The sequence below is a fragment of the Macellibacteroides sp. genome (assembly GCF_050251695.1).
Taxonomy (GTDB): domain Bacteria; phylum Bacteroidota; class Bacteroidia; order Bacteroidales; family Tannerellaceae; genus Macellibacteroides; species Macellibacteroides fermentans.
This window is the reverse complement of the sequence record NZ_JBFWMI010000015.1, coordinates 1-20,468: the sequence shown is the minus strand read 5'-3', so window position 1 is coordinate 20,468 and position 20,468 is coordinate 1. Positions and strand designations below refer to the sequence as shown.

The window sequence follows — 20,468 nt, the reverse complement described above, 5'->3', positions numbered from 1 at the left end:
TCGAATCTGAAATAATACAATTGAATTTTGTAAAGTGTTAATCTAAATCGTAAAGAGGTATGAATAAAAAGAAAAACCTGCTGTTCTCTATCAAACACGCATGTGTAGGGATTTCGCTTTGCTGCATGGTTGCCGGAGCCGAAGCTGCCCCGACCAATTCCAGTGTTTTGAGTCAAAAGTTTGATGTAGAGCTTTATCTGAAGAATGCTACCTTGAAAAGTGTGGTCAGTTCGTTGAAAGAGCAAATGGAGATTGCGTTCTCCTACGATACTGCGCTGGATGTTATCAATGTAAATAATGTATCTGTAAACGTGAAGAACGAGAATATTCAATCTGTTCTCGATAAAGTATTCAATGGTACAGGTATATCTTACCGGATCGAGGACAAGATCGTTGTCCTTTACCGTGCATCAGACAATAAAGAGCTACGATCTTCTGTAAATCAACAAAGTACAAGAAAGGTCACCGGTGTGGTTAAAGACGCATCGGGTGAACCGGTTATCGGAGCCAATGTGGTTGTAAAAGGAACCACTACCGGAGTTATTACCGGAATGGATGGCGACTTCCAGCTGGAGGCTGCTTCCAATGCTGTACTGGTAATCAGCTACATTGGCTATCTGCCTCAGGAGGTAAGTGTTGCCGGCAAAAGCTCGGTAAACGTTGTCCTGAAGGAAGATACACAGAAATTGGAAGAGGTTGTTGTGGTTGGTTACGGCGACACCCGTAAGAAAGACCTTTCAATGGCGGTTTCATCTGTTAAGATGGATGCCAATATCAAAAGCAGACCGTTAGGACTGGAAGGTATGTTACAGGGACAGATGCCGGGTGTAACCATTTCCAATAATGGTGGCGACCCGATGTCAAGTCCTTCTATCACCATCCGTGGTCAGGGTTCACGTACGGGCGACAATGTACTATATATTGTAGACGGTGTTCCGGGCGCTCCTTTCAATGCCGAAGATGTTGAGTCTATCTCTGTACTTAAGGATGCTGCTTCTGCCGCTATCTACGGTGCACACGTAGGATCGGGTGGTGTAATTGTAGTTACCACTAAACAGGCACAGTCGGGTAAAGTAAAAGTTGATGCCAACGTATATTATGGTATTCAGAGTGCTGCCAAACTTCCGGAAGTGTTAACTGCCGAACAATATGTAAAGGTACGTACAGATGCTGCCAATGCCAGTGGAATCTCGGTTCCTTCTGGATTGAACCCTACTTTGTATCCTTACGGACAAACAACACGTACCGATTGGTTGGACGAGATATTCCGTACCGCCGGTATCCAGCATTACGCAGCATCCATTACCGGAGGTAGCGATAATTTAAAAGCTTTTGCCTCTGTATCCTACGATAAAAAACAGGGTATTTTGCTTAATACCTATAAAGAAAATATCGGAGCACGTGTAAATCTTGATTTCAAGATCAACAACTGGTTGTCATTTTTGCAACGCGTTAACTTCGATCATACAAACGGACAGGGCGATTTGAATACAAGTTCTCATACCGGTATCATTGCACAGGCTATGTTTATGCCAAGATCTGCTACTGTTTACGAATACGACCAGCAAGGTAACTTGGTTATGGGTGATAACGGACAGCCTATGTATGGCGGTACAGTTCCTCTCTGGGCAAGCGACCTGGGTGTGGCCGGTACCTTCGGCGAGGTGCAGAATCCGGTTGCCAAATTGAATCGCTTACGTCAGTACCGTCCGGAACAGACTATCTTTTCTACTTCAAGCTTTATCATGAAGCCCATAGCCGGACTTACCATTAAATCGGATTTCACGGTAAGTTCGTATAACAGACAATTTGAAGAATTTAATATGAAGGTTCCCGAAATAGGAAAACCGTTGAACGAAAACAGTAAAGTTATCAGAGATTGGGCTGATAAGAGCTGGTTATGGGAAACAACTGCCACCTATTCGTTTGCCTTGAATGAAAAGCATCTGTTCTCATTAATGGGTGGATATACCATGGGATACGATAATTCTCGCTACAACTCAACAACCGTATACGATTTCTCGTACGAAGATGATTGGGCACAGCACTTTGTAAACGGTAACAACTGGTCAAAGACCAAACCGGAAGACAGCTTTTCTGAAGAATCTAAAGTATCCGGCTTCGGTAGAGCCTCTTATTCTTTCGACGACCGTTATTTCCTAACCGGAAGTTTACGTTACGATGCAACTTCCAAGTTGTTTGAACGTTCGGATATATTCCCTGCAGTTTCCGGAGCATGGAAATTATCATCGGAGCCATTCTTTAAAGACGTGGTACCTGCCATCAGTTTGTTGAAACTTCGTGCCAGCTGGGGACAGATCGGTAACATTGCCTCTGTAGGCCGTTATGCATACAACGTAAAACTAACGGAATCTCCCTGGTTCACCTACTTCGGAAATCAGGCACAGAATCCGGTTAAAGGATATAGTTTGCAGACATTCCAGAATCTGGGACTTGTTTGGGAAACTTCTCAGCAGCTTGACTTAGGTTTCGACTTGAACCTTATTAACGATAAACTATCGTTTACGGTAGACTATTTCAAGAAAGACACCAAAGACCTGATTGAAGAGATGACCGTGCCTTCGGTTGCCGGTATTCAATCTGCACCTCTGGGTAATGTAGGTAAGGTACGTAACTCAGGATGGGAATTTGCTGCCAACTGGTCTGATAAGGCTGGTGAGGTAACCTACTCATTGGGTGCAAACTTCACAACATTAAAGAATGAAGTGCTGAATCTGGGCGACCGCGATTATATGCCGCACAGCGACGAAGTACGTAGCTTAACTCCGCTGCAGTCGGCCGTTGGTCAGCCTTGGTATGCCTTTTATGTAATTCAGACAGACGGTCTGTTTAAGACTGATCAGGAAGCTGCCGCCTATGTAAACAAAGATGGTAACAAGATTCAGGCTAGTGCCAAAGCAGGCGATATCAAGTTTATCGATGCAAACGGCGATGGCGTTATAAACGATAAAGACCGGGTTTACAAAGGAAGCTATGCTCCTAAGTACACATTTGCACTGAACGGTTCTATGGCTTGGAACGGATTCGATATGTCATTCCTGTTCCAGGGTGTAGGTGGCAACAAGATATTCAACGGTGTTAAAACCATGACTTATCCCGCCGATCAGGGCTTTAACATGTCGGCCGATGTGTTGAATTCATTCACCTACAATTCATCTTCCAACATTCCACGTTTGGCAATGAACGATGCCAATAAGAATTATTCAACTACTTCCGATTTCTATCTGGAAGACGGAAGTTACCTCCGACTGAAGAACCTTACCATCGGTTACACCTTGCCTAAGGCATTTATGAGTTCAATCGGATGTGCAGGAACCGGAGTCCGCTTATACGCAACAGGCGAAAACCTGTTTACTGTAACAGGCTACGATGGAATGGATCCCGAAGTAGGCCGTATGGGTCTGGATGGAGGTAAATATCCAGTGGCACGCGTATTCAGTTTTGGTTTGAATGTTAATTTTTAATTGATTAAGTGAATATGAAAAAGTTTATATATAAAGGTTTCGTATTAGCCGCTTTATCGCTCTCGTTAACGGGCTGTGACGAATTTTTGACACACGAACAGGAGGGAGAACCTTCCGTAAGTAACTTCTGGAAAGTGGAAGCCGATGCCATCGCGGCAGCAAACGGACTTTACTTCTGGACTGCTTCAGAAGGTATAACCGGTCGTGGAATGATGTGGTACGAAAACGCAAGTGATGACATGGTAACAGGCAGACCGCAGTCCGGTGCCGCCAACATCAAGAACTTTGTACTTGATAATACACGCGACGTAAAGGAAAACTGGCCGGTAATGTATCAGCTGATCAAGAAGTGCAACGACATGATCAAGAACATTCCTTCCATGAATATTTCTGAAAAGGTGAAGAATGAGACCTTGGGACAAGCTTATTTCTTAAGAGGATGGGCCTATTTATGGCTGGCTCCTTACTACGGAGATAACGGAACCAACGGTGGTATTCCCATTGTAACCGAAAATACGCCATGGGCAGAGATTGATCAGCCCCGTCCGAAGTCGGTTTCCGACAATTACAAGTTCTGTATTGCCGATTTCGAGAAAGCTGCCGAACTGCTACCCTTATTTAAGGATTGGGGAGAAGATAATTATGGCCGTCCACACAAAACAGCTGCCTGGGCATATGCTGCTAAAGCAAGTTTGTATAACGCCCAGTACGATAATACCTATTATCAGAAAACAATCGATTTCTGTGATAAGGTGATTCCTCACCACGATCTGTTGCCAAACTATGCCGACGTATTTAAAATGGCCAATAACTGGAGTCCGGAATATATCTGGTCGTGGACAAGCAGTAACGAAGACGGTTCCAAACTGCCGGGCGTTATGTTGGAAAATAAGGGATGGGGACTATACAACGGCTGGGGCTATTTCATGCCTACATTGGAATTGTACCGCGAATTTGAAGAAGGCGACAAACGCCGTGCGGTAACTATGTTGGTTCCGGGTGACAAGTTTACCTTCCTGGGCAACGAAAGAACCTACTATTCGACCGAAAGTGCTTCGGGAATGCAGTTCAATAAATATATGGATCCGTTCAGACCGGCCGATGCAATTGGTACTACAGTCAACCCCAACGGCGATAATATGACAACCGATCTTAGCATTCCGTTGATTCGTTTCTCCGAAGTCTTGCTTTGGAAAGCTGAAGCCCTTATCTGGCAGGGAAAGAATGGCGACGAGCCGCTTAACCGTGTACGTGTACGTGCCGGATTGGCTCCTAAGACCAATGCAACCAAGGCCGACCTGAAGCACGAACGTCGTTGCGAGTTGGCAGGCGAACTATCCGGCCGTCACCTTGACCTGGTTCGCTGGGGCGATGCACAGGCTGCGTACAGCAAACCTTTGCACGGTTATAAGACTACACTTAAGAAGGATGAGAATGGACAAATCCAGATTGATAAAGTTACAGAAATTGAAATCTGGGCTGCCCGTACTTTCAATCCGTCTGTAAATCATGTAATGCCTATTCCAATCAACGAGATAGCAAAAAGCAATAACCTGGTACAAAATAAGGGTTATTAAGAAACATACTTAGATCCCAAATCTATGTAGGCAGGTCGTTTTAAATGTACTATTTAGAATGGCCTGCTTTTTTTTATTAAAAAAACACTTCCGGATAGGTGGTATCGGTTTCTTACTTGTATTTAACTATATATCGTATCATGTCTTTTCCGGAACTGTTGTAATATCAAATAAAATAAAAAAGATGAAAATGAATAGAGTAAATCGGAATTATTGGCTTGCAGCCGTATTGATGATCGCGTTAGGGGCAATGCCTGCCGGCGTATCGGCCCAGAGTAAAAGGGATGTAGAACAGACCTATGTCCTGAATCAACCGTATGAGACCGTGAAGCTGAAGGCTCCCAAAGGAAAGAAAGTGAAGAATGTAATTCTGATGATAGGCGATGGCATGAGTCTGATGCATGTGTACAGTGCCTGGACAGCCAACCGCGGGAAGCTGAATCTGGATAATGCGATGGCGGTGGGCCTATCGAAGACCTATTGCCTGGATAAACTTATAACCGATTCCGGTGCAGGTGGAACAGCATTGGCAACCGGACAGAAAACCATTTACCATGCAGTGGGTGTAGATGCCAAAGGTAATCCCCTTACTACCCTTGTGGATGTAGCCAAAGAGACCAACCGTTCGGCGGGAGTGGTAGTTACCTGCCGGTTGAACGATGCTACGCCGGCCGACTTCTGTTGTCATAATATCGACCGGGATGAGGCGGAGGCTATTACGGTAGATTACCTGAACTGTGGCGCCGACTTTGTATTTGGCGGCGGTTCCAAGTATTTTGAGAACCGGACCGATGGGCGGAATCTCTTCAACGAATTGCAGGGCAAGGGGTATCAGGTACTCCGTTCGTGGGACGAGCTGGCCAAGGCTAAAGGAGGGAAGTTGTTTACGGTTACCGATTCACTGGATCTGCCTGTCCCGGCCCAAAGGGGGGATATCCTTGCCAAAGCTTCTCTGAAGGCCATCGAGGTATTGAATCAGAATAAAAAAGGCTTCTTCCTGATGGTTGAGGGATCGCAGCTGGACGATTACGGGCATTTTAATGATTTGGATATGCTGATGCAGGAGGTGCACGATTTCGACCGGACCATAGGTAAGGTGTTTGAATGGGCCGCACAGGATGGCGAAACATTGGTTATTGTTACCGCCGATCACGAAACTGGTGGCCTTACTCTGGTGGATGGTAACCTGGCCGAGGGTAAGATTGTAGGGAAGTTCTCCACAGGCGGACACAGTGGCGTGATGGTTCCGGTGTATGCCTTTGGTCCCGGTGCCGAACAATTTACCGGTATCTACGAAAATTCCGATATATTTAAAAAGATAACAGCCCTGAAGGGTTGGTAATTTGTTACTTTTGTATAATCTAATAAGATTTATATCATGACGAACAGACGAAATTTTATCAAGCAATCGCTTGCGGCGGCAGGAGCAACCGTAATTCCTTCGGCAGCATTTGCCGCAGCAGCGCAAGAGGATAAATCGAAACCCAAATACAACCTTCCCTACAAGAATACCTACCTGAAGGAGCCGTTGGTAACAGAAAACGAATACCGGATTGCTTCGCCCGAGACCCTTCCGGTGCGCTCGTTTGCCGAAGCAAAAAAGATCTTGCCTCAACCTATCTGGAAAGGGCACGACAAGGAGATCGAAATGTATTGGAAAGCCTGGGAGATCGGGATCCGCAACATAAAAGCTCCTGAGAAAGGATCGGGCTTTGTGTCCAGTTATATCGATACGGCCTACAATGGCAATATCTTTATGTGGGATTCGGCCTTCATCACCATGTTTGCCCGTTACGGCACCCGTTTTTTTCCCTTCCAGCGCACCCTGGATAATTTCTATGCCAAGCAACATCCCGATGGGTTTATATGCCGGGAGATCAAAGCCGATGGAGCCGATTGCTTTGAACGTTACGATCCGGTAAGTACGGGGCCGAACATCATTCCCTGGAGTGAGATGATCTACTATAAACAGTTTGGCGACACCGAACGGATGCATAAGATATTTCCGGCTTTGTGTGCCTACTATAAATGGCTCAAACTGAACCGCACCTGGCGCAACGGTACCTATTGGAGCAGTGGCTGGGGAACGGGTATGGATAACATGCCACGTGTGGAGGCCAAATACAACATGATATACAGTCACGGACACATGATCTGGATCGATGCCTGCCTGCAACAATTATTTGTAGCCGGACTTTTACTGGAGATGGGCTTCTATCTGGAGCGCTGGCAGGAGATTGAAGAGTTTGAAGATGAGGCGAAAATGTTGAAGGAGTACATCAACAAACACCTGTGGAGCGATAAGGAGAATTTCTTGTTCGACCAATATGCCGATGGTTCGTTGTCGTCAACCAAGGGCATTCATGCCTATTGGGCGCTGCTTACCGATGTACTGGACAAGGAGCGGCTGGATAAGTTTGTGGCTCATCTGGAGGATAAGGAGACCTTTAACCGCCTGCATCGGATTCCATCCCTGGCAGCCAACAACCCCAAATACAAGGAGAACGGACGTTACTGGCAGGGCGGGGTATGGCCCGGGGCTACCTATATGGTGATAACGGGACTTATGGATAAAGGATATAAGCAGCTTGCCCACGATATTGCAATGAATCATTACCAGAATGTGTTCGAAGTTTATAAGAAAACGGGTACCTTCTGGGAGTATTATGCCCCCGAAAGTGTGGAGCCGGGCTTCATGGCCCGTCCCGATTTTATCGGTTGGACGGGACTGCCGCCTGTATCGCTGCTCATCGAATATATCCTGGGTATCCGGTCTAATGTGTACGAGAAAAAGCTGTACGTAGAGGTGAACTTGTTGGAAGAACACGGTATCCGCGAATATCCCTTCGGGAAAGAGGGCGTGGTTTCCCTGTTGGTTAAAGCCCGTTCGTCCAAAGAGCAGGAACCTGTAGCTGAGGTGCAGAGCAACGTTCCCTTCGAACTGATCCTCACCTGGGGCGATAAAACGAAGACGATACAGGTTAAAGCAGGTTCTCAAACGGTTTAATAAAAAGCAATCGGTATGTACAGGTATGTAATGTTTCTTATTTTACCCGCACTGTGTAGCCTGGTGAATCCGGTCCGGGCACAAGTTCGGGATGTTTCGGTGGTGATAGCGGCGGATACGCATTTTGATATGCCTCCGGAAAGCGATCAGTTTTACCACGTAAAGGCTATGAACCGGCTGCCGGGAACTTTTGTGTGGCCGGCCGGCGGACCGCAGGCTTTTGCAGGCGATACACTCAAACAGCTCAACGGTGTGGTGATTGCCGGTGATATCTTCGATAAGGCGGATCCCCGGATACGGGCTCTTTATAATGCCCGTTACAGTGGGGGTACCGGCGATAAGCAGATTCATTTCCCGGTTTATCCGGGATTTGGCAACCACGATATTAATCCCTTTTCGGAAGATTCTATCCGGAATCTGCAGGGTAGAGGGTTTAATCTCCAGTTCATGGATTCTGTTCTGCAGACTAAACTTGCCAAAGGCGAGATATTGAACCTGCATGCTCCCAGCAGAGCCTATTCGTGGAATGTGGGGGATGTTCATTTTATCCAGGCGCAGACCTTTGCCGGTGATACCTCTTATTCTGAGAGCAATATGGAATGGTTGGCCAACGATTTGAAACAGTATGCATCCAACGGTAATCCGGTTGTATACATACAGCATTACGGCGTGGACAAGTGGGCATTGGGCTGGTGGAATCAGACGGCCCGTAACCAATTGTTCGACCTGTTGGACCAGTATAATCTGGCTGCCTTTTTTGTGGGACACACGCATACTCCTTCGATTCAGTATTACCGGGGATATCCTATTTATCAAGTCAATAATGCGTGGCCCGACAAGGATGGAAATGGTTCTTTTGCCGTATTGCGCATCAAAGACAACCAGGTTGGAGTGGCTTCGTGCAGGTGGACCGACAGTCTGGGCCATTACGAGGTGGTGGCGCCATACATGGAGTCGGCTTTGCCGCGGGTGGTCGACAAACAAATTCATTACAATGCCTTTTCGCATAACGATTACTGGCGGCCCAATCCGCTGATGGATGCACTCTCTTTCCGGTTCAACTGTGTGGAGGCCGATCTTTATCTGATTAACGGCGAGCTGTATGTGGCCCACGACCGTCCCGATACATTGGACAGCCGGCTGACTTTCCGCGAACTTTACCTCAAACCTCTGGCCCGGCGGATTCAGGATAACGGAGGGAAGGTTTACCCCGAAAGCGATCGTCCGTTTATGTTGATGGTGGATTGCAAGACCAGCGGCGAAGAGATGTACCCCGTTCTTAAAGCCCAGATGGAGCCTTATAAGGAACTGTTTTGTTCGGTAAACGATGGTACGTACAAAGAGGGGGCTGTGCTTTTCTTTTTGTCGGGCGACCGCCCCATGCTGAGTCTGCCGCAGGAAAAGTCGCGCTTTACCTTTCTGGACGGCAAAGTGGCCGATCTGAACAAAGGGATGCCCCGTACGCTTACTCCGGTGGTGAGCGATAACTTCGCCTCTTTCTTTAAATGGAAGGGAAACGGAGAGATGCCTGCCGACGAGCTGAAGCGTATGCGCGAAATAATGAATCAGGCGCGCAGCGAAGGAAAGCTGTTCCGTTGGTGGGGAGCTCCGGATACCGAAAATTATAAACGCTTTATTCTGCAGGAGGGAATAGACCTGATTGGGGCGGACGACCTTAATTCGCTTTTCAATATACTGACCGATAAGCGGGAAAGCCTCGGGAAGTAAGCGCGAAGGAATATATACTTAAGTCGGAATCTAATAACTTCCGCACCTCGTCCCCATGGGGACGATAAAATGCGCCCATGGAGCCGTTCAAACGTGCCCATGGGCGCAACGCATATATCCGGATACTTTGCCGGTTAAGGTATACCAGTAATGCCGTTAGGCTATATATAGATATGCCTAATGTGTCGTTATGCTTTGGATTCGAAACCTGTTTACTGTAAAATGAAACCGGTATCTTCTTGCCATGCTTCGTTATTCAATGATCTTAACCCTCTCGGCAAAGCGCTCCTTAACAGGAGGAGTTTCGTCGGGATATCCCAAGGCGATGGCGATGGCTACATCATGAATTGCAGGATCAAGATTGATGGTTTTGAGCAGGTCTGCATTGGCCGGATCGTTAAAGATCGGCACCACCGATCCGATGGGGCAGGTGCCCAGTCCCAGGGCATGGGCGGCCAGCATCACATTTTCCGAAAGCAACCCAATATCAAGCAATGCCCCCGTATTATTTTTATCCTTCGCCATCACAATAAGTGTAGGTGCACTGTGAAACACACTGAAGCCCGGTTCGCCGGCCCGCGAAGCACTTCCGCTCAACTTCTTACCTTTGGCAAAGGCAAGGAAGCGGTTGTTAATGTCGGTCAGCAGTTCCTTGTTCCGGATTACCCTGACCTCCCAGGGTTGTTTATTCAATGCACTAGGTGCATAAATGGCACACTTCATCAGGGTATCTATCTTTCCTCTTTCCACCTGATTGGCTGTGTATTTACGGATACTGCGGCGGGTAAGCAGGTTTTCTATCACCGCATCTTTCGGATCAGCGGCGGTTTTAGCCTCTTCACGCTTCTCTGTACAGGCAAAGAAGGGGAGGGCGGAAAGGAACAGAACGAACATCTTTTTCATACGATACATTTATTTATAGGATATGATTTAACTTTTTAAGGGTACTGGTTGTGAATCTTCCAATCAGGAAGAGGATATAAAGATAGATAATCCAGTGCGTAAGACCAAAGCGATGCAGACTTAAAACGGCCAGGGTTACGGTAAGGATGCCCAGAGAAAGGAAGAATACCTGTCCGCCTTTGCTCGTGAGGTCGGCTTTATATCCCCACACCGCAGGGGCAAACACCTTGTTTATCTGCCTCGAAAAGCCATTTAAGATGAGGATGGAATACGACATGTATTCGTGCCGGATGTTGTCAAGCAGGCAGATTATTACAACCACGCCGATCATCATTCCGTAATATAGTTTTCCACCCGGGGTAGACGGACTCGAAGGCATGTCGGTTGCCATAAACAGGGTGCCCAGCAGCAATCCGCCAACAGAGTATACCAGCCGTTTATCTGCAAACAATTGCAGCAAAAGGAAAAAGGTTACGAACATAGCTACCGGAATGTGCCACGAAATACGGTTGCGAAGCAACAGAAAGAGTCCCCCGCCACAAAGCAACAGAGCGGAATATTCACCCATGGCTCCGGTAGTTTTGTACAGAAGGGAATCCAGATACTGCATCAGACTGTTGTCTGCCCACCCCCCAAACAGGGCAACCGGAGTCACGGGGCCGGTACCTTTCATTGCCCAAAGCGTACCCGACGACATGATGACAGGGAAAAAGGCCGTCATAAACTCGCGGCCTACCAGCGCCGGATTAAATAGATTTTTGCCTAAACCTCCCCAGAGGATCTTGCCGAAAAGGATGGCCATGGAAGAGCCAAAGGCTATAACATACCAGGGAGTTGCCGGCGAAAGCGTAAAAGCAAGCAGCAGTGCGGTGATAAGAGCCGTACCATCCTTCAGAGAGGCTCGTTTGTCCAGCAGAAACCAGGCAAAGATAAACTCGGTGATCAGGGCGCTTCCCACAGATATACCTATGGCAAGAAGGGCCTGCATTCCCCGGGCCATGTAGGCGACTGCTACCAATGGAAGGAGTGCCAGCAGTACATCCAGCATCACTTTCCATACCCGGTTGCCGGAATGTATATAGGGTGCGGTTGGGAGATGTCTAAATTCTTTTGTTTTCATCTTATCGTAGGTTGGTAAGGATTTTACCCTGCCTGAAGCTTTCCAGTAAAGGTACATCCGAGGGACAAACATATTCGCACAGTCCGCATTCAATACATTGTGCCAGTTTCAGCTCTTTCAGAGCACTTTTATTCCTGTTTTCGTAGGCTTCCGCCAATTCGAAAGGCATCAGCCGCATGGGACAGGCATCCACGCAATAGCCGCAGCGGATGCAGTTGTAGGGGTGCAGCTCCCGTTTTTCAAGAAGTAATATCCCTGCGGTACCTTTGGATACCGACACCGAAAGGTCGTCCACCGTCCACCCCATCATGGGACCGCCCAATATAAGCTGTACCTTGTGGTGTGGAACAGATATACCCAGCGTCTGGAGGATATGGGAGATGGGGGTGCCTATCTTGACCTTGTAATTGCCGCAGACTTCGGTGCGGTTGCCGGATACGGTTATAATGCGTTCAATGGCCGGCGTGTGTTCGTATAAGGCTTTATATATGGCATACAGGGTCCCCACATTGCTCACAATTACTCCGGCTGTTGCCGGAATAATACCGCGTTGCAGCTCCATACCGGTCGCCGACCGGATAAGTTGTAGTTCGCTTCCCTGCGGATAACCTCCCTGCAGCTGCAGGATGGATAGCGGAACAGGAAGACTTTGCAGGTAGGGTTCGAAAATGGGTACCAGTTCTTTGTTGTTCTTTTCGATGGCAAGTACCACCTGATCGGGCTGTATTACGTTGCAGATCAGAGCAACGGCTTGTAATAGCTGGGCGTGATATTGCCGCATCAGACTGTAATCTGCCGTGAGATACGGTTCGCACTCGGCTCCGTTGATTATAAAGGTGCGGATGCGGTTCGTGCCGGTTCGGTATTTGATGTGCGAAGGAAACTGTGCTCCTCCTGCACCCACAATTCCGGCATCGGCAATAGCCTGGATAACCTCCTCGCTTGTAAAGGCTCCGGGGTAGGTGGGGATGACCTCCTCTTTGGTCTCTTTGAAGTCATTTTGAATTACAACGGTCTCCCTTTTACTGCCGTCTGGCTGAGGGTACAACCCGATGTCTGTTACCCAACCCGATGCCGGCGAATGCACATGTGCCGATACGGCTCCACCGGCCTGGGCTATTAACTGGTGTTTTTTTACACGCTGTCCGATGCTTACTACCGGAACGGCCGCTGCACCACGGTGGGTGGAGAGCGAAATATGGAACAGGCCCGGATCGGGTATGGTTTCGATGCTCCGTTTCCTGGTCTTGTCTTTTCCGGCGGGTATATATATCATAGCGCTTGTATCCTTTCTTCAAATAATTTGTTCGTATATACCTGGTTCCCGGCATCCACTAAAAAGCCGTTTACATTGAAGGATGTCTGAAATTGTTCCAGCTTTTCGGCACATTTCCCGGCTTCGGTAAGCAACAGGGCGGTGGACAACAGGTCGCCCGTCAGGCACCGGCTGCTCACAATTCCCGATTGTTTGTTGGAAGTTGGATAACCTGTCCTCGCATCCAGGATATGTCCGAACCTTTTGCCTTCAGCTTCAATGTATCCGATGTCTTGTGCCGAGGTGGAGAAACAGCCGTTGCCCACCTTCAGAAGATAAAGGATGTTGCTCCGATCGGCAGGGTCCGGCACTTTGATCTGCCATACAGGATGGGTTTCATCGTTGAAGCACAGGATGGTACTGCCTCCTGCATTGATCATCGCATCTGTGATGCCCTCCCTTTTCAGCTTCTTGGCAAGACGGTCCACAGCAAAGGCTTTGATAAAGGACCCGGTTATGATCTCTTGTCCCCTTGCAATGCGCACCCTGTTTCCCTCAATTTCAATGTTCCGGTAATCCACCAGCTGCAAGGTACGCCGTATTTCCTTTTCCGTTGGTATACGAACTACCTGCTGTTTGTAGAATCCCCACAGCCTGATCAGAGGCATAAGGGTGATATCGAAGGCGCCGTTAGTAAATTCGGACACAAGTTTGGTGGCTTCAAGCAGCCTCACCGTCTCATCATCAACGTCTACAAACGTTCCGGCATTTTTATTGATGCGGTCGAAGTAAGAACCTTCGCTGTAAGAATTATAGGTGCGGTCTGTTTCAGCAAGCAAGTCATAGAGGTCGGCAAACAAATGTGCACTGCATGCGAGGGGGATCTTTATCCTGATCCGTGCATGGAACATTTGCCTTTCCTGTACCTGATACAGCTGGGTGTTATTGAGTGGCTGTTGCAATTTCGGCATCATCGGGTTCCAGGGTTGTGATTGGCAGTCCGCTTTCGGGTTGTACAACGGACTTGTCGGTTTTCTTATTGGTTACAGGTTGTGTGTTGAGAGTCTCCTTCCGTACCTTTTGCGACCCCGTTTCGCCCACCCTTATTACCTCGAAATAGGGTGCGGGGTTGGTCAGCTTTTGCTTATCCTTGTCGAAAATCAGTTTCTGTACTTCAAACCTATCTTCAATGCGGCTGTTTACATCTTCGGGTTTGGTTGGCATAAGTGTTTCGGTAATTGCTTCCAGGGCCTTTTTATTCCCGAACAGCAAAAGAATCAATCCCAAGATATAGAGTACGGTTTTCTTTATCCAATTCATCTTTTTGTAAATGGAGTGTTTGAATTTATAGCTTGATGGTATAAATCCATCTGAATGGCAAGCTATTTGTAAAAACAGCAAAACGGATCGGATTGTTTATAAAAAGGCAACTGGTAATACGCCTGCCTTTTTGTATGAGGACTCGTATTACCAGTTGTATGAAGTATGCAGAATGCTGTCTATTCTATATCCTTTATAAAATCTTGTGCCAGCTCGAGGGCATCGGGTTTGCCTATATCCAGTATGCGCAGGTCTGCCTGCTCGAAAGCCTGGATAGGCGTTTTGGCACATACGGCAAGGTAGAAGTTGATGATCGAAAACTTGCCGGTCCACTCGTCCATCCATTCAAATATCTGCGGAGAGATAACATGTATGCCGTTAAATGCAAACTCGTTGTGTATGGACGGATCAAAGTCGGGGTAATAAGACTTTACTTCGCCGGTCTCCTTGTTTCTCCATCCGCTCAGCTTGTTCTCTTTGTTGAACAACAAATAGCGGGATGTATCCCGTTTGCTTACCAGCAAGGTGGCCAGAGGATTGGTATCCAGGTGGTGCTGATACAATGCTTTCAGGTCTACATTGGAAATAATGTCCACATTGTGTACCAGAAAGGGTTCATCTCCTTGTAAGAACTGAGCCGCATGTTTGATTCCTCCTCCGGTGTCCAGCAGATAATCGCGTTCGTCGGATATATGGATAGTAATGCCGAAATTGTCTTTACCGGCCAGAAACTCAATTATCTGTTCACCCAAATGGTGTACGTTGATAATAATTTCAGTAAAACCAGCCGCTTTAAGTTTTAATATAATGTGCTCCAACATTGGCTTTCCGTCAATAGGAATAAGAGCTTTGGGTATGTGGTCGGTGTAAGGCTTCAATCTGGAACCTGTACCGGCCGCAAAAATCATAGCTTTCATAATTTCGCGTCAAAGATTTGTTCTATATTCTGTTCCCTGTGAATCAGGTGTATTTTAATCCCGAATTTGTCGTGCAGATGCTCGGCCATGTGTTGGGCCGAATATACAGAGCGATGCTGACCGCCGGTACATCCGAAGCAAACCATCAGGTTGGTGAAGCCTCTGTCCATGTAACGCTTTACGGAAGCATCCACCATGGTATAGGCCTGGGTAAGGAAATGCGATATCTCGCCATCTTCTTCCAGGAAACTGATTACCGGTTCATCCAGTCCGGTAAAGTGGTTGTATCTCTCGTACTTACCGGGGTTGTTAACCGCACGGCAGTCAAATACAAACCCTCCTCCGTTACCCGACGGGTCGTTGGGGATTCCTTTTTTATAGGCAAAGCTCACGATCTTTACCTCAAGCATCCTTTTCTGTATATCGTCCGAGAATTGTTTCAATCCCGTTAAGTTACGCAAAACTGTACATAGATAGGGATATTCCGGATAGTCGTCGTGCAGCAGCTGACGCAGGTTATTGATCGCGAAGGGAACACTTTGTATAAAGTGAGGCTTCTTTTCGAAATAGCCGCGGAAACCGTAGGCTCCCAACACCTGAAGTGTACGGAACAGGATAAAATGTTTAAGCTGACTACGGAAGTAGGCCTCGTCTACCGGAATGAAGGTGCGTAGGGCGTCGAGATAGTCGCTCAGCAACTCCTGTCGCAGGTCTTCGGGAAACTTGGCTTTGGCCTGCCAGATAAATGAGGCTACGTCGTAATAAACCGGACCTTTCCGTCCTCCCTGGAAGTCTATGAAATAGGGTTCGCCATCCTTTATCATTACATTACGCGACTGGAAATCGCGGTAAAGGAAGGTTGCCGACGAGTTGCGGAGTAATACGTCGGAAAGTTTCTGGAAGTCGTCTTCCAGCTGGCTTTCCTGAAAATCAAGACCTGTAGCTTTCAGAAAACAATATTTAAAGTAGTTCAGGTCCCACAAGATGGCACGCTGATTAAACTCCGGCTGAGGATAGCAATTTGTAAAATCAAGTCCGTCGGCTCCCGAAAACTGAAAGGAGGGAAGAAGCTTGATCGTTTTTTTCAGCATGGAGCGCTCTTCTTCATCAAATACACTGCTTCTACGCCCTTTTTCAATGGCATCGAATAACAGGGTGTTACCCAGGTCTTCCTGAAGGTAGAAGTATTTGTCTTCCGACCAGCAATGTACTTTCGGTACGGGTAATCCTTTGCTGCCAAAGTGATTAGCCATATAGATGAAGGTGCTGTTCTCTTCGGCCGAAGTACCGCTCACCCCTATAAGTGTCTGCTGACCGCTCAGACGGAAATACCGCCTGTTGGACCCCGAAGACGGTAGCTCCTCAATGTGATCTGCCTCTTTACCCGTAAAGGAAAGATACAGCTCATTTAGTTTTTTTGTGATCATATTGTCTTGTTTTCGGCAATAAAGGTACTACAATAATTGACACCTCAAAAAAAACAGTTTTTTATATTTTAAGAATCCGGTCTTTTCCTTGATGGTATTTTCATTAAAAAAGGAACACCCTTCACAGAGTATTCCTTTTTATGATCATTAATCTAAATACACTCAATACTGAGGTTGAAAAAGTAAATTGATTATAATATACCTTGTGCCATCATGGCTTTTGCAACCTTCATGAAGCCGGCTACGTTTGCACCTTTCACATAGTTTACAGTACCATCGGCTTCTGTACCGTATTGTACGCACTGTGTGTGGATCGAATTCATGATGCTCTTTAGTTTTTCGTCAACTTCTTCGCGGCTCCAGCTAAGTTTCATCGAGTTCTGTGTCATTTCAAGACCAGATACAGAAACACCACCTGCATTAGCTGCCTTACCCGGGGCATAAAGAACCTTGGCTGCAAGGAATTCTTCAACTGCTTCGGGGGTAGATGGCATGTTGGCACCTTCAGAGATTGCGAAGCAACCGTTGGCAATCAATGTCTTGGCATCGTCGCCATTTAATTCGTTCTGTGTAGCACTTGGCATGGCAATGTCGCATTTTTCGCTCCATGGACGTCCGCCTTCTACGAACTTACATCCGTAGTGGTCTGCGTATTCTTTGATACGGCCACGGTACAGATTCTTCAGTTCCATGATATAAGCTAGCTTTTCGCTGTCGATACCGTCGGCATCGTAGATGTAACCGTTTGAATCCGACATGGTAACCACTTTAGCTCCCAGTTCGATCAGTTTTTCTACGGTGTATTGTGCTACGTTACCAGAACCGGAAACAGCTACTACTTTACCTTTTATATCGATGTTGCGTGTTTTAAGCATTTCAAGCAGGAAGTAAACATTACCGTAACCTGTTGCTTCCGGACGGATAAGAGATCCGCCGAATTCTAGACCTTTACCGGTAAATGTACCTGTGTTTTCGCGGGCAAGTTTCTTGTACATGCCGTACATAAAGCTAACTTCGCGGCCACCTACACCGATGTCGCCTGCAGGAACGTCTGTCTGCGGACCGATATGACGCCACAATTCCATAACGAATGCCTGGCAGAAACGCATGATTTCAGCATTCGATTTGCCCTTCGGGTTGAAGTCGGAACCCCCTTTACCACCACCCATAGGTAATGTAGTAAGTGAGTTTTTGAATGTCTGTTCGAAAGCAAGGAACTTAAGGATTGAAAGGTTTACTGAAGAGTGAAAGCGTATACCACCTTTGTACGGACCAATTGCGTTGTTATGTTGAACCCGGTAACCCATGTTAGTGTGAATAGAGCCTTTATCGTCCATCCAGGTAACACGAAAAGAGAATACTCTGTCTGGAATGCAAAGACGTTCGATAAGATTGTTCTTTTCAAATTCCGGATGTTGGTTGTAAGCTTCTTCAATTGTAGATAATACTTCTTCCACCGCCTGATGATATTCAGGTTCGTTTGGGAAACGTCTTTTTAACGTATCCAATACTTCATTCGCCTTCATAGAATGTTAGTTTAATGTTATACCATTTTGTTATGCGCCGCGTCTTGTTGTAAAGACGCGGCAAAGATAGTTCAAATATTTGCATTGGCAAATATTTGAAAGAAAAAAAGGCATTAAAATAGCAATTCGATTTTTTTATTCGATAAAACTATAAAAATGTTAGTTCTCCTTTTTCTTTTTATTTTTATAAATGGGCACAAACACAATGATTGCAGAAGCAATAAGTGTAAAAATTACGGAAAAATCTATTACTTTGCTGTAGCTTAAAAGCATATAGGCGAGTACTCCCCATAGGAGAGTGAGGCATACAATCTGACTATCAGTTAGTTTTCTTCGAGCCATTACAAGAGGTTGTTAATATTAAAAAATAGATCCGGCATATACCAGCAGTGCCAGTAATAATGCTGTAACAATAAGAATGATAAGCAGTTGCTTCTCGAGTGCAAATTTTCTTAAGAATGGAATCTTGCCAACAAATCCGGACATAGGGGCGAGTGGGGCAATTGCCTCGTCTTCCTTGGGTAATTCATAACCGTTGGCCTGCATAACATCCATGGCATGAGGAACCTGATCTTCCATAACCTGAACTTTAATACCTCCGAAATCGACAAAACCTCCATACATCTGATTGATAATTTCGTCTTTGAGGTAACATTCTATCCCCTCAGATTCAAGCAAGCTACGGAGCATAAATGCTTCAGCCTGATTCTGAAAACGGGCAATTTCTACCATTTTGTCCATATTCTTCTTCTTTTATACAAAGAAAAGATTTTTTACGCACATAACAAACGGGTTCATCCGATATTTAAAGCGGCAATCTGTAATTTTATCTTTTTTAATATCACAAAGCCCGGATGTTTTGTCTTGTGCTTCAATAAGGGAATGAAATCTGCTTTACACTAGCTTTGCCTGTACTGCTGAGGTGACATTCCGCTATAACGCTTAAAGTATTTACCAAAGAACGACTGGTTTGGGAAATTCAAAGCATCCGAAATCTGCTGAATACTCAAGGATGTACTTTTTAGCATGGTTTTACTTTCTACCAGCACGCATTGCGTAATTAATTCAACCGGATTCTTATTTATCATCTCTTTGGTAATGGAAGACAAATATTTGGGCGTAATGCATAACCGGGAAGCATAGAATGAAACACTCCTCTCTGTTTTGTAATAGGTGCCCAGATCTTGCATAAACTGGTTGAACAAGGTGCTTTTACGATTGGTCTTACTTAATTCTACACTGTGTTTCTGTTTATATACGTGCCCTATTTCGATAATCAGAGCTTCCAAAATATTCTGTATGATCTTTAATTGCTGAGGGTGACTTTTAAGCGCCATCTTCTTCTTTATCATCAGGAAGTAGTCGGTAAAGGAAATTCCTTCTTCTTCACTTAATCTGCATACCGGGTTATCCTTTACCGAAACAACCAGGGGTAACAGCCGTTGTATATCGATGCTTAGCTGATCTAAGAAAGTAAGTGACAGAATGTAAATAAAACCTTTGAAATCGCTGCTGGTAGCTTTAAGATCCAGAATCTGTTCCGGGAAAATAACCAGGCTATCTCTATGTTCGATGAAAACCGTTTTGGAATCTATCTGAATGGTGGCTGTTCCCTGCATACAATAACCGAACACGATACCTTCAATTCTGGAATAAGTAATCTCCATTGAGGGCTGCAGATTGATTTGGTCTGATATCAGAATGTCATTATAGATAGATTCTGTCTCAATCAGTTCTTTTATTTTATTGAAGGATATTCGTTCGAATACATTGACATCCATGGGTATATTATTATAAAGTAAATAGGCCGCAAATATAGTGTATTCTATTAAGTATTAATGTGTATAATCTCTTTTGTTTAATATTATGCTGAAAATAAGTATGTTATATAATTGTCTATTATTGGTGTTGAGGAAAAATTGACCAATTTGCTGGATAAAAGAACCTTGAGGCATCTGCTCTTTTCTCAGATCTTTGTCACCCGATTATAAGACATAATAATAACGTAAGATATGAAGCGATTTGCACTTTTGGGAGGAGGTATTCTTTTCTCCATTTTATTGTTGGGCTGTAATAATACAGACCGGAATCTGAACAAGGAGGCAGCCATTCCTGTGAAGATGATTAAAATTAAGTCGGCCGAATCCGTAATTCAGCAGAGTTATGTAGGCACTATAGAAGAGTCGCAGGCCTCGTCACTGAG

General features: G+C 45.9%; 16 protein-coding genes and 1 pseudogene. 6 read left to right on the top strand and 11 right to left on the bottom strand.

Features of this window, described 5'->3' with window-relative positions:
* Window positions 1-59: 59 nt before the first annotated feature.
* The 5 genes from AB7E53_RS03925 to AB7E53_RS03905 all read left to right on the top strand — a co-directional run bounded on the left by AB7E53_RS03925 (window position 60) and on the right by AB7E53_RS03905 (window position 9,797).
* The gene (locus AB7E53_RS03925) at window positions 60-3,485 is read left to right on the top strand and encodes a SusC/RagA family TonB-linked outer membrane protein (RefSeq protein WP_446774285.1); all 3,426 of its coding nucleotides are present in this window, start codon (window positions 60-62) and stop codon (window positions 3,483-3,485) included.
* A 14-nt stretch (window positions 3,486-3,499) separates the two neighbouring features.
* Window positions 3,500-5,062 (top strand): RagB/SusD family nutrient uptake outer membrane protein, encoded by a 1,563-nt coding sequence (locus tag AB7E53_RS03920; protein ID WP_179399098.1) that lies wholly within the window; start codon window positions 3,500-3,502, stop codon window positions 5,060-5,062.
* A 232-nt stretch (window positions 5,063-5,294) separates the two neighbouring features.
* The gene (locus tag AB7E53_RS03915; protein WP_446774308.1) at window positions 5,295-6,404 is read left to right on the top strand and encodes an alkaline phosphatase; all 1,110 of its coding nucleotides are present in this window, start codon (window positions 5,295-5,297) and stop codon (window positions 6,402-6,404) included.
* A gap of 36 nt (window positions 6,405-6,440) precedes the next feature.
* Window positions 6,441-8,069 (top strand): MGH1-like glycoside hydrolase domain-containing protein, encoded by a 1,629-nt coding sequence (locus AB7E53_RS03910; RefSeq protein WP_446774283.1) that lies wholly within the window; start codon window positions 6,441-6,443, stop codon window positions 8,067-8,069.
* Between the two features lie 15 nt (window positions 8,070-8,084).
* Window positions 8,085-9,797 (top strand): metallophosphoesterase, encoded by a 1,713-nt coding sequence (locus AB7E53_RS03905; RefSeq protein WP_446774281.1) that lies wholly within the window; start codon window positions 8,085-8,087, stop codon window positions 9,795-9,797.
* Between the two features lie 252 nt (window positions 9,798-10,049).
* Here the strand turns inward: AB7E53_RS03905 and AB7E53_RS03900 are convergent, their stop codons facing one another.
* The 11 genes from AB7E53_RS03900 to AB7E53_RS03850 form a co-directional block, all read right to left on the bottom strand.
* Window positions 10,050-10,700, bottom strand: coding sequence for a nitroreductase (locus tag AB7E53_RS03900; RefSeq protein ID WP_139376619.1), 651 nt, complete (start codon window positions 10,698-10,700; stop codon window positions 10,050-10,052).
* Between the two features lie 13 nt (window positions 10,701-10,713).
* The gene (locus tag AB7E53_RS03895; protein ID WP_446774279.1) at window positions 10,714-11,820 is read right to left on the bottom strand and encodes an RnfABCDGE type electron transport complex subunit D; all 1,107 of its coding nucleotides are present in this window, start codon (window positions 11,818-11,820) and stop codon (window positions 10,714-10,716) included.
* A 1-nt stretch (window position 11,821) separates the two neighbouring features.
* Entirely contained in the window at window positions 11,822-13,096 is a 1,275-nt protein-coding gene (gene rsxC, locus AB7E53_RS03890) for an electron transport complex subunit RsxC (protein WP_446774277.1), read from the bottom strand.
* Entirely contained in the window at window positions 13,093-14,049 is a 957-nt protein-coding gene (locus tag AB7E53_RS03885; RefSeq protein WP_217697214.1) for an FAD:protein FMN transferase, read from the bottom strand. The genes rsxC and AB7E53_RS03885 overlap by 4 nt, the downstream gene beginning before the upstream one ends.
* Entirely contained in the window at window positions 14,018-14,395 is a 378-nt protein-coding gene (locus AB7E53_RS03880; RefSeq protein ID WP_079683652.1) for a hypothetical protein, read from the bottom strand. The genes AB7E53_RS03885 and AB7E53_RS03880 overlap by 32 nt, the downstream gene beginning before the upstream one ends.
* 179 nt (window positions 14,396-14,574) lie before the next feature.
* Window positions 14,575-15,312, bottom strand: a complete 738-nt coding sequence (locus tag AB7E53_RS03875; RefSeq protein WP_068182584.1) for a nucleotidyltransferase family protein — start codon at window positions 15,310-15,312, stop codon at window positions 14,575-14,577.
* Complete coding sequence (locus tag AB7E53_RS03870; RefSeq protein ID WP_068182587.1) at window positions 15,309-16,739, bottom strand: RapZ C-terminal domain-containing protein; 1,431 nt, start codon at window positions 16,737-16,739, stop codon at window positions 15,309-15,311. The genes AB7E53_RS03875 and AB7E53_RS03870 overlap by 4 nt, the downstream gene beginning before the upstream one ends.
* Before the next feature lie 191 nt (window positions 16,740-16,930).
* Complete coding sequence (locus tag AB7E53_RS03865) at window positions 16,931-18,265, bottom strand: NADP-specific glutamate dehydrogenase (protein WP_079683655.1); 1,335 nt, start codon at window positions 18,263-18,265, stop codon at window positions 16,931-16,933.
* A 159-nt stretch (window positions 18,266-18,424) separates the two neighbouring features.
* Complete coding sequence (locus AB7E53_RS03860; RefSeq protein WP_079683656.1) at window positions 18,425-18,607, bottom strand: hypothetical protein; 183 nt, start codon at window positions 18,605-18,607, stop codon at window positions 18,425-18,427.
* Window positions 18,608-18,625: 18 nt separating this feature from the next.
* Window positions 18,626-19,006: a putative signal transducing protein gene (locus AB7E53_RS03855; RefSeq protein ID WP_179399103.1), complete on the bottom strand. Its 381-nt coding sequence runs from the start codon at window positions 19,004-19,006 to the stop codon at window positions 18,626-18,628.
* 158 nt (window positions 19,007-19,164) lie between these two features.
* Window positions 19,165-20,046 carry an AraC family transcriptional regulator gene (locus tag AB7E53_RS03850; protein ID WP_079683658.1) on the bottom strand — a complete coding sequence of 294 codons (882 nt, stop codon included), beginning with the start codon at window positions 20,044-20,046 and terminating at the stop codon, window positions 19,165-19,167.
* Window positions 20,047-20,277: 231 nt separating this feature from the next.
* Between AB7E53_RS03850 and AB7E53_RS03845 the strand changes: the two are divergent.
* A pseudogene (locus tag AB7E53_RS03845) lies at window positions 20,278-20,468 on the top strand (hypothetical protein); the annotation flags it as partial.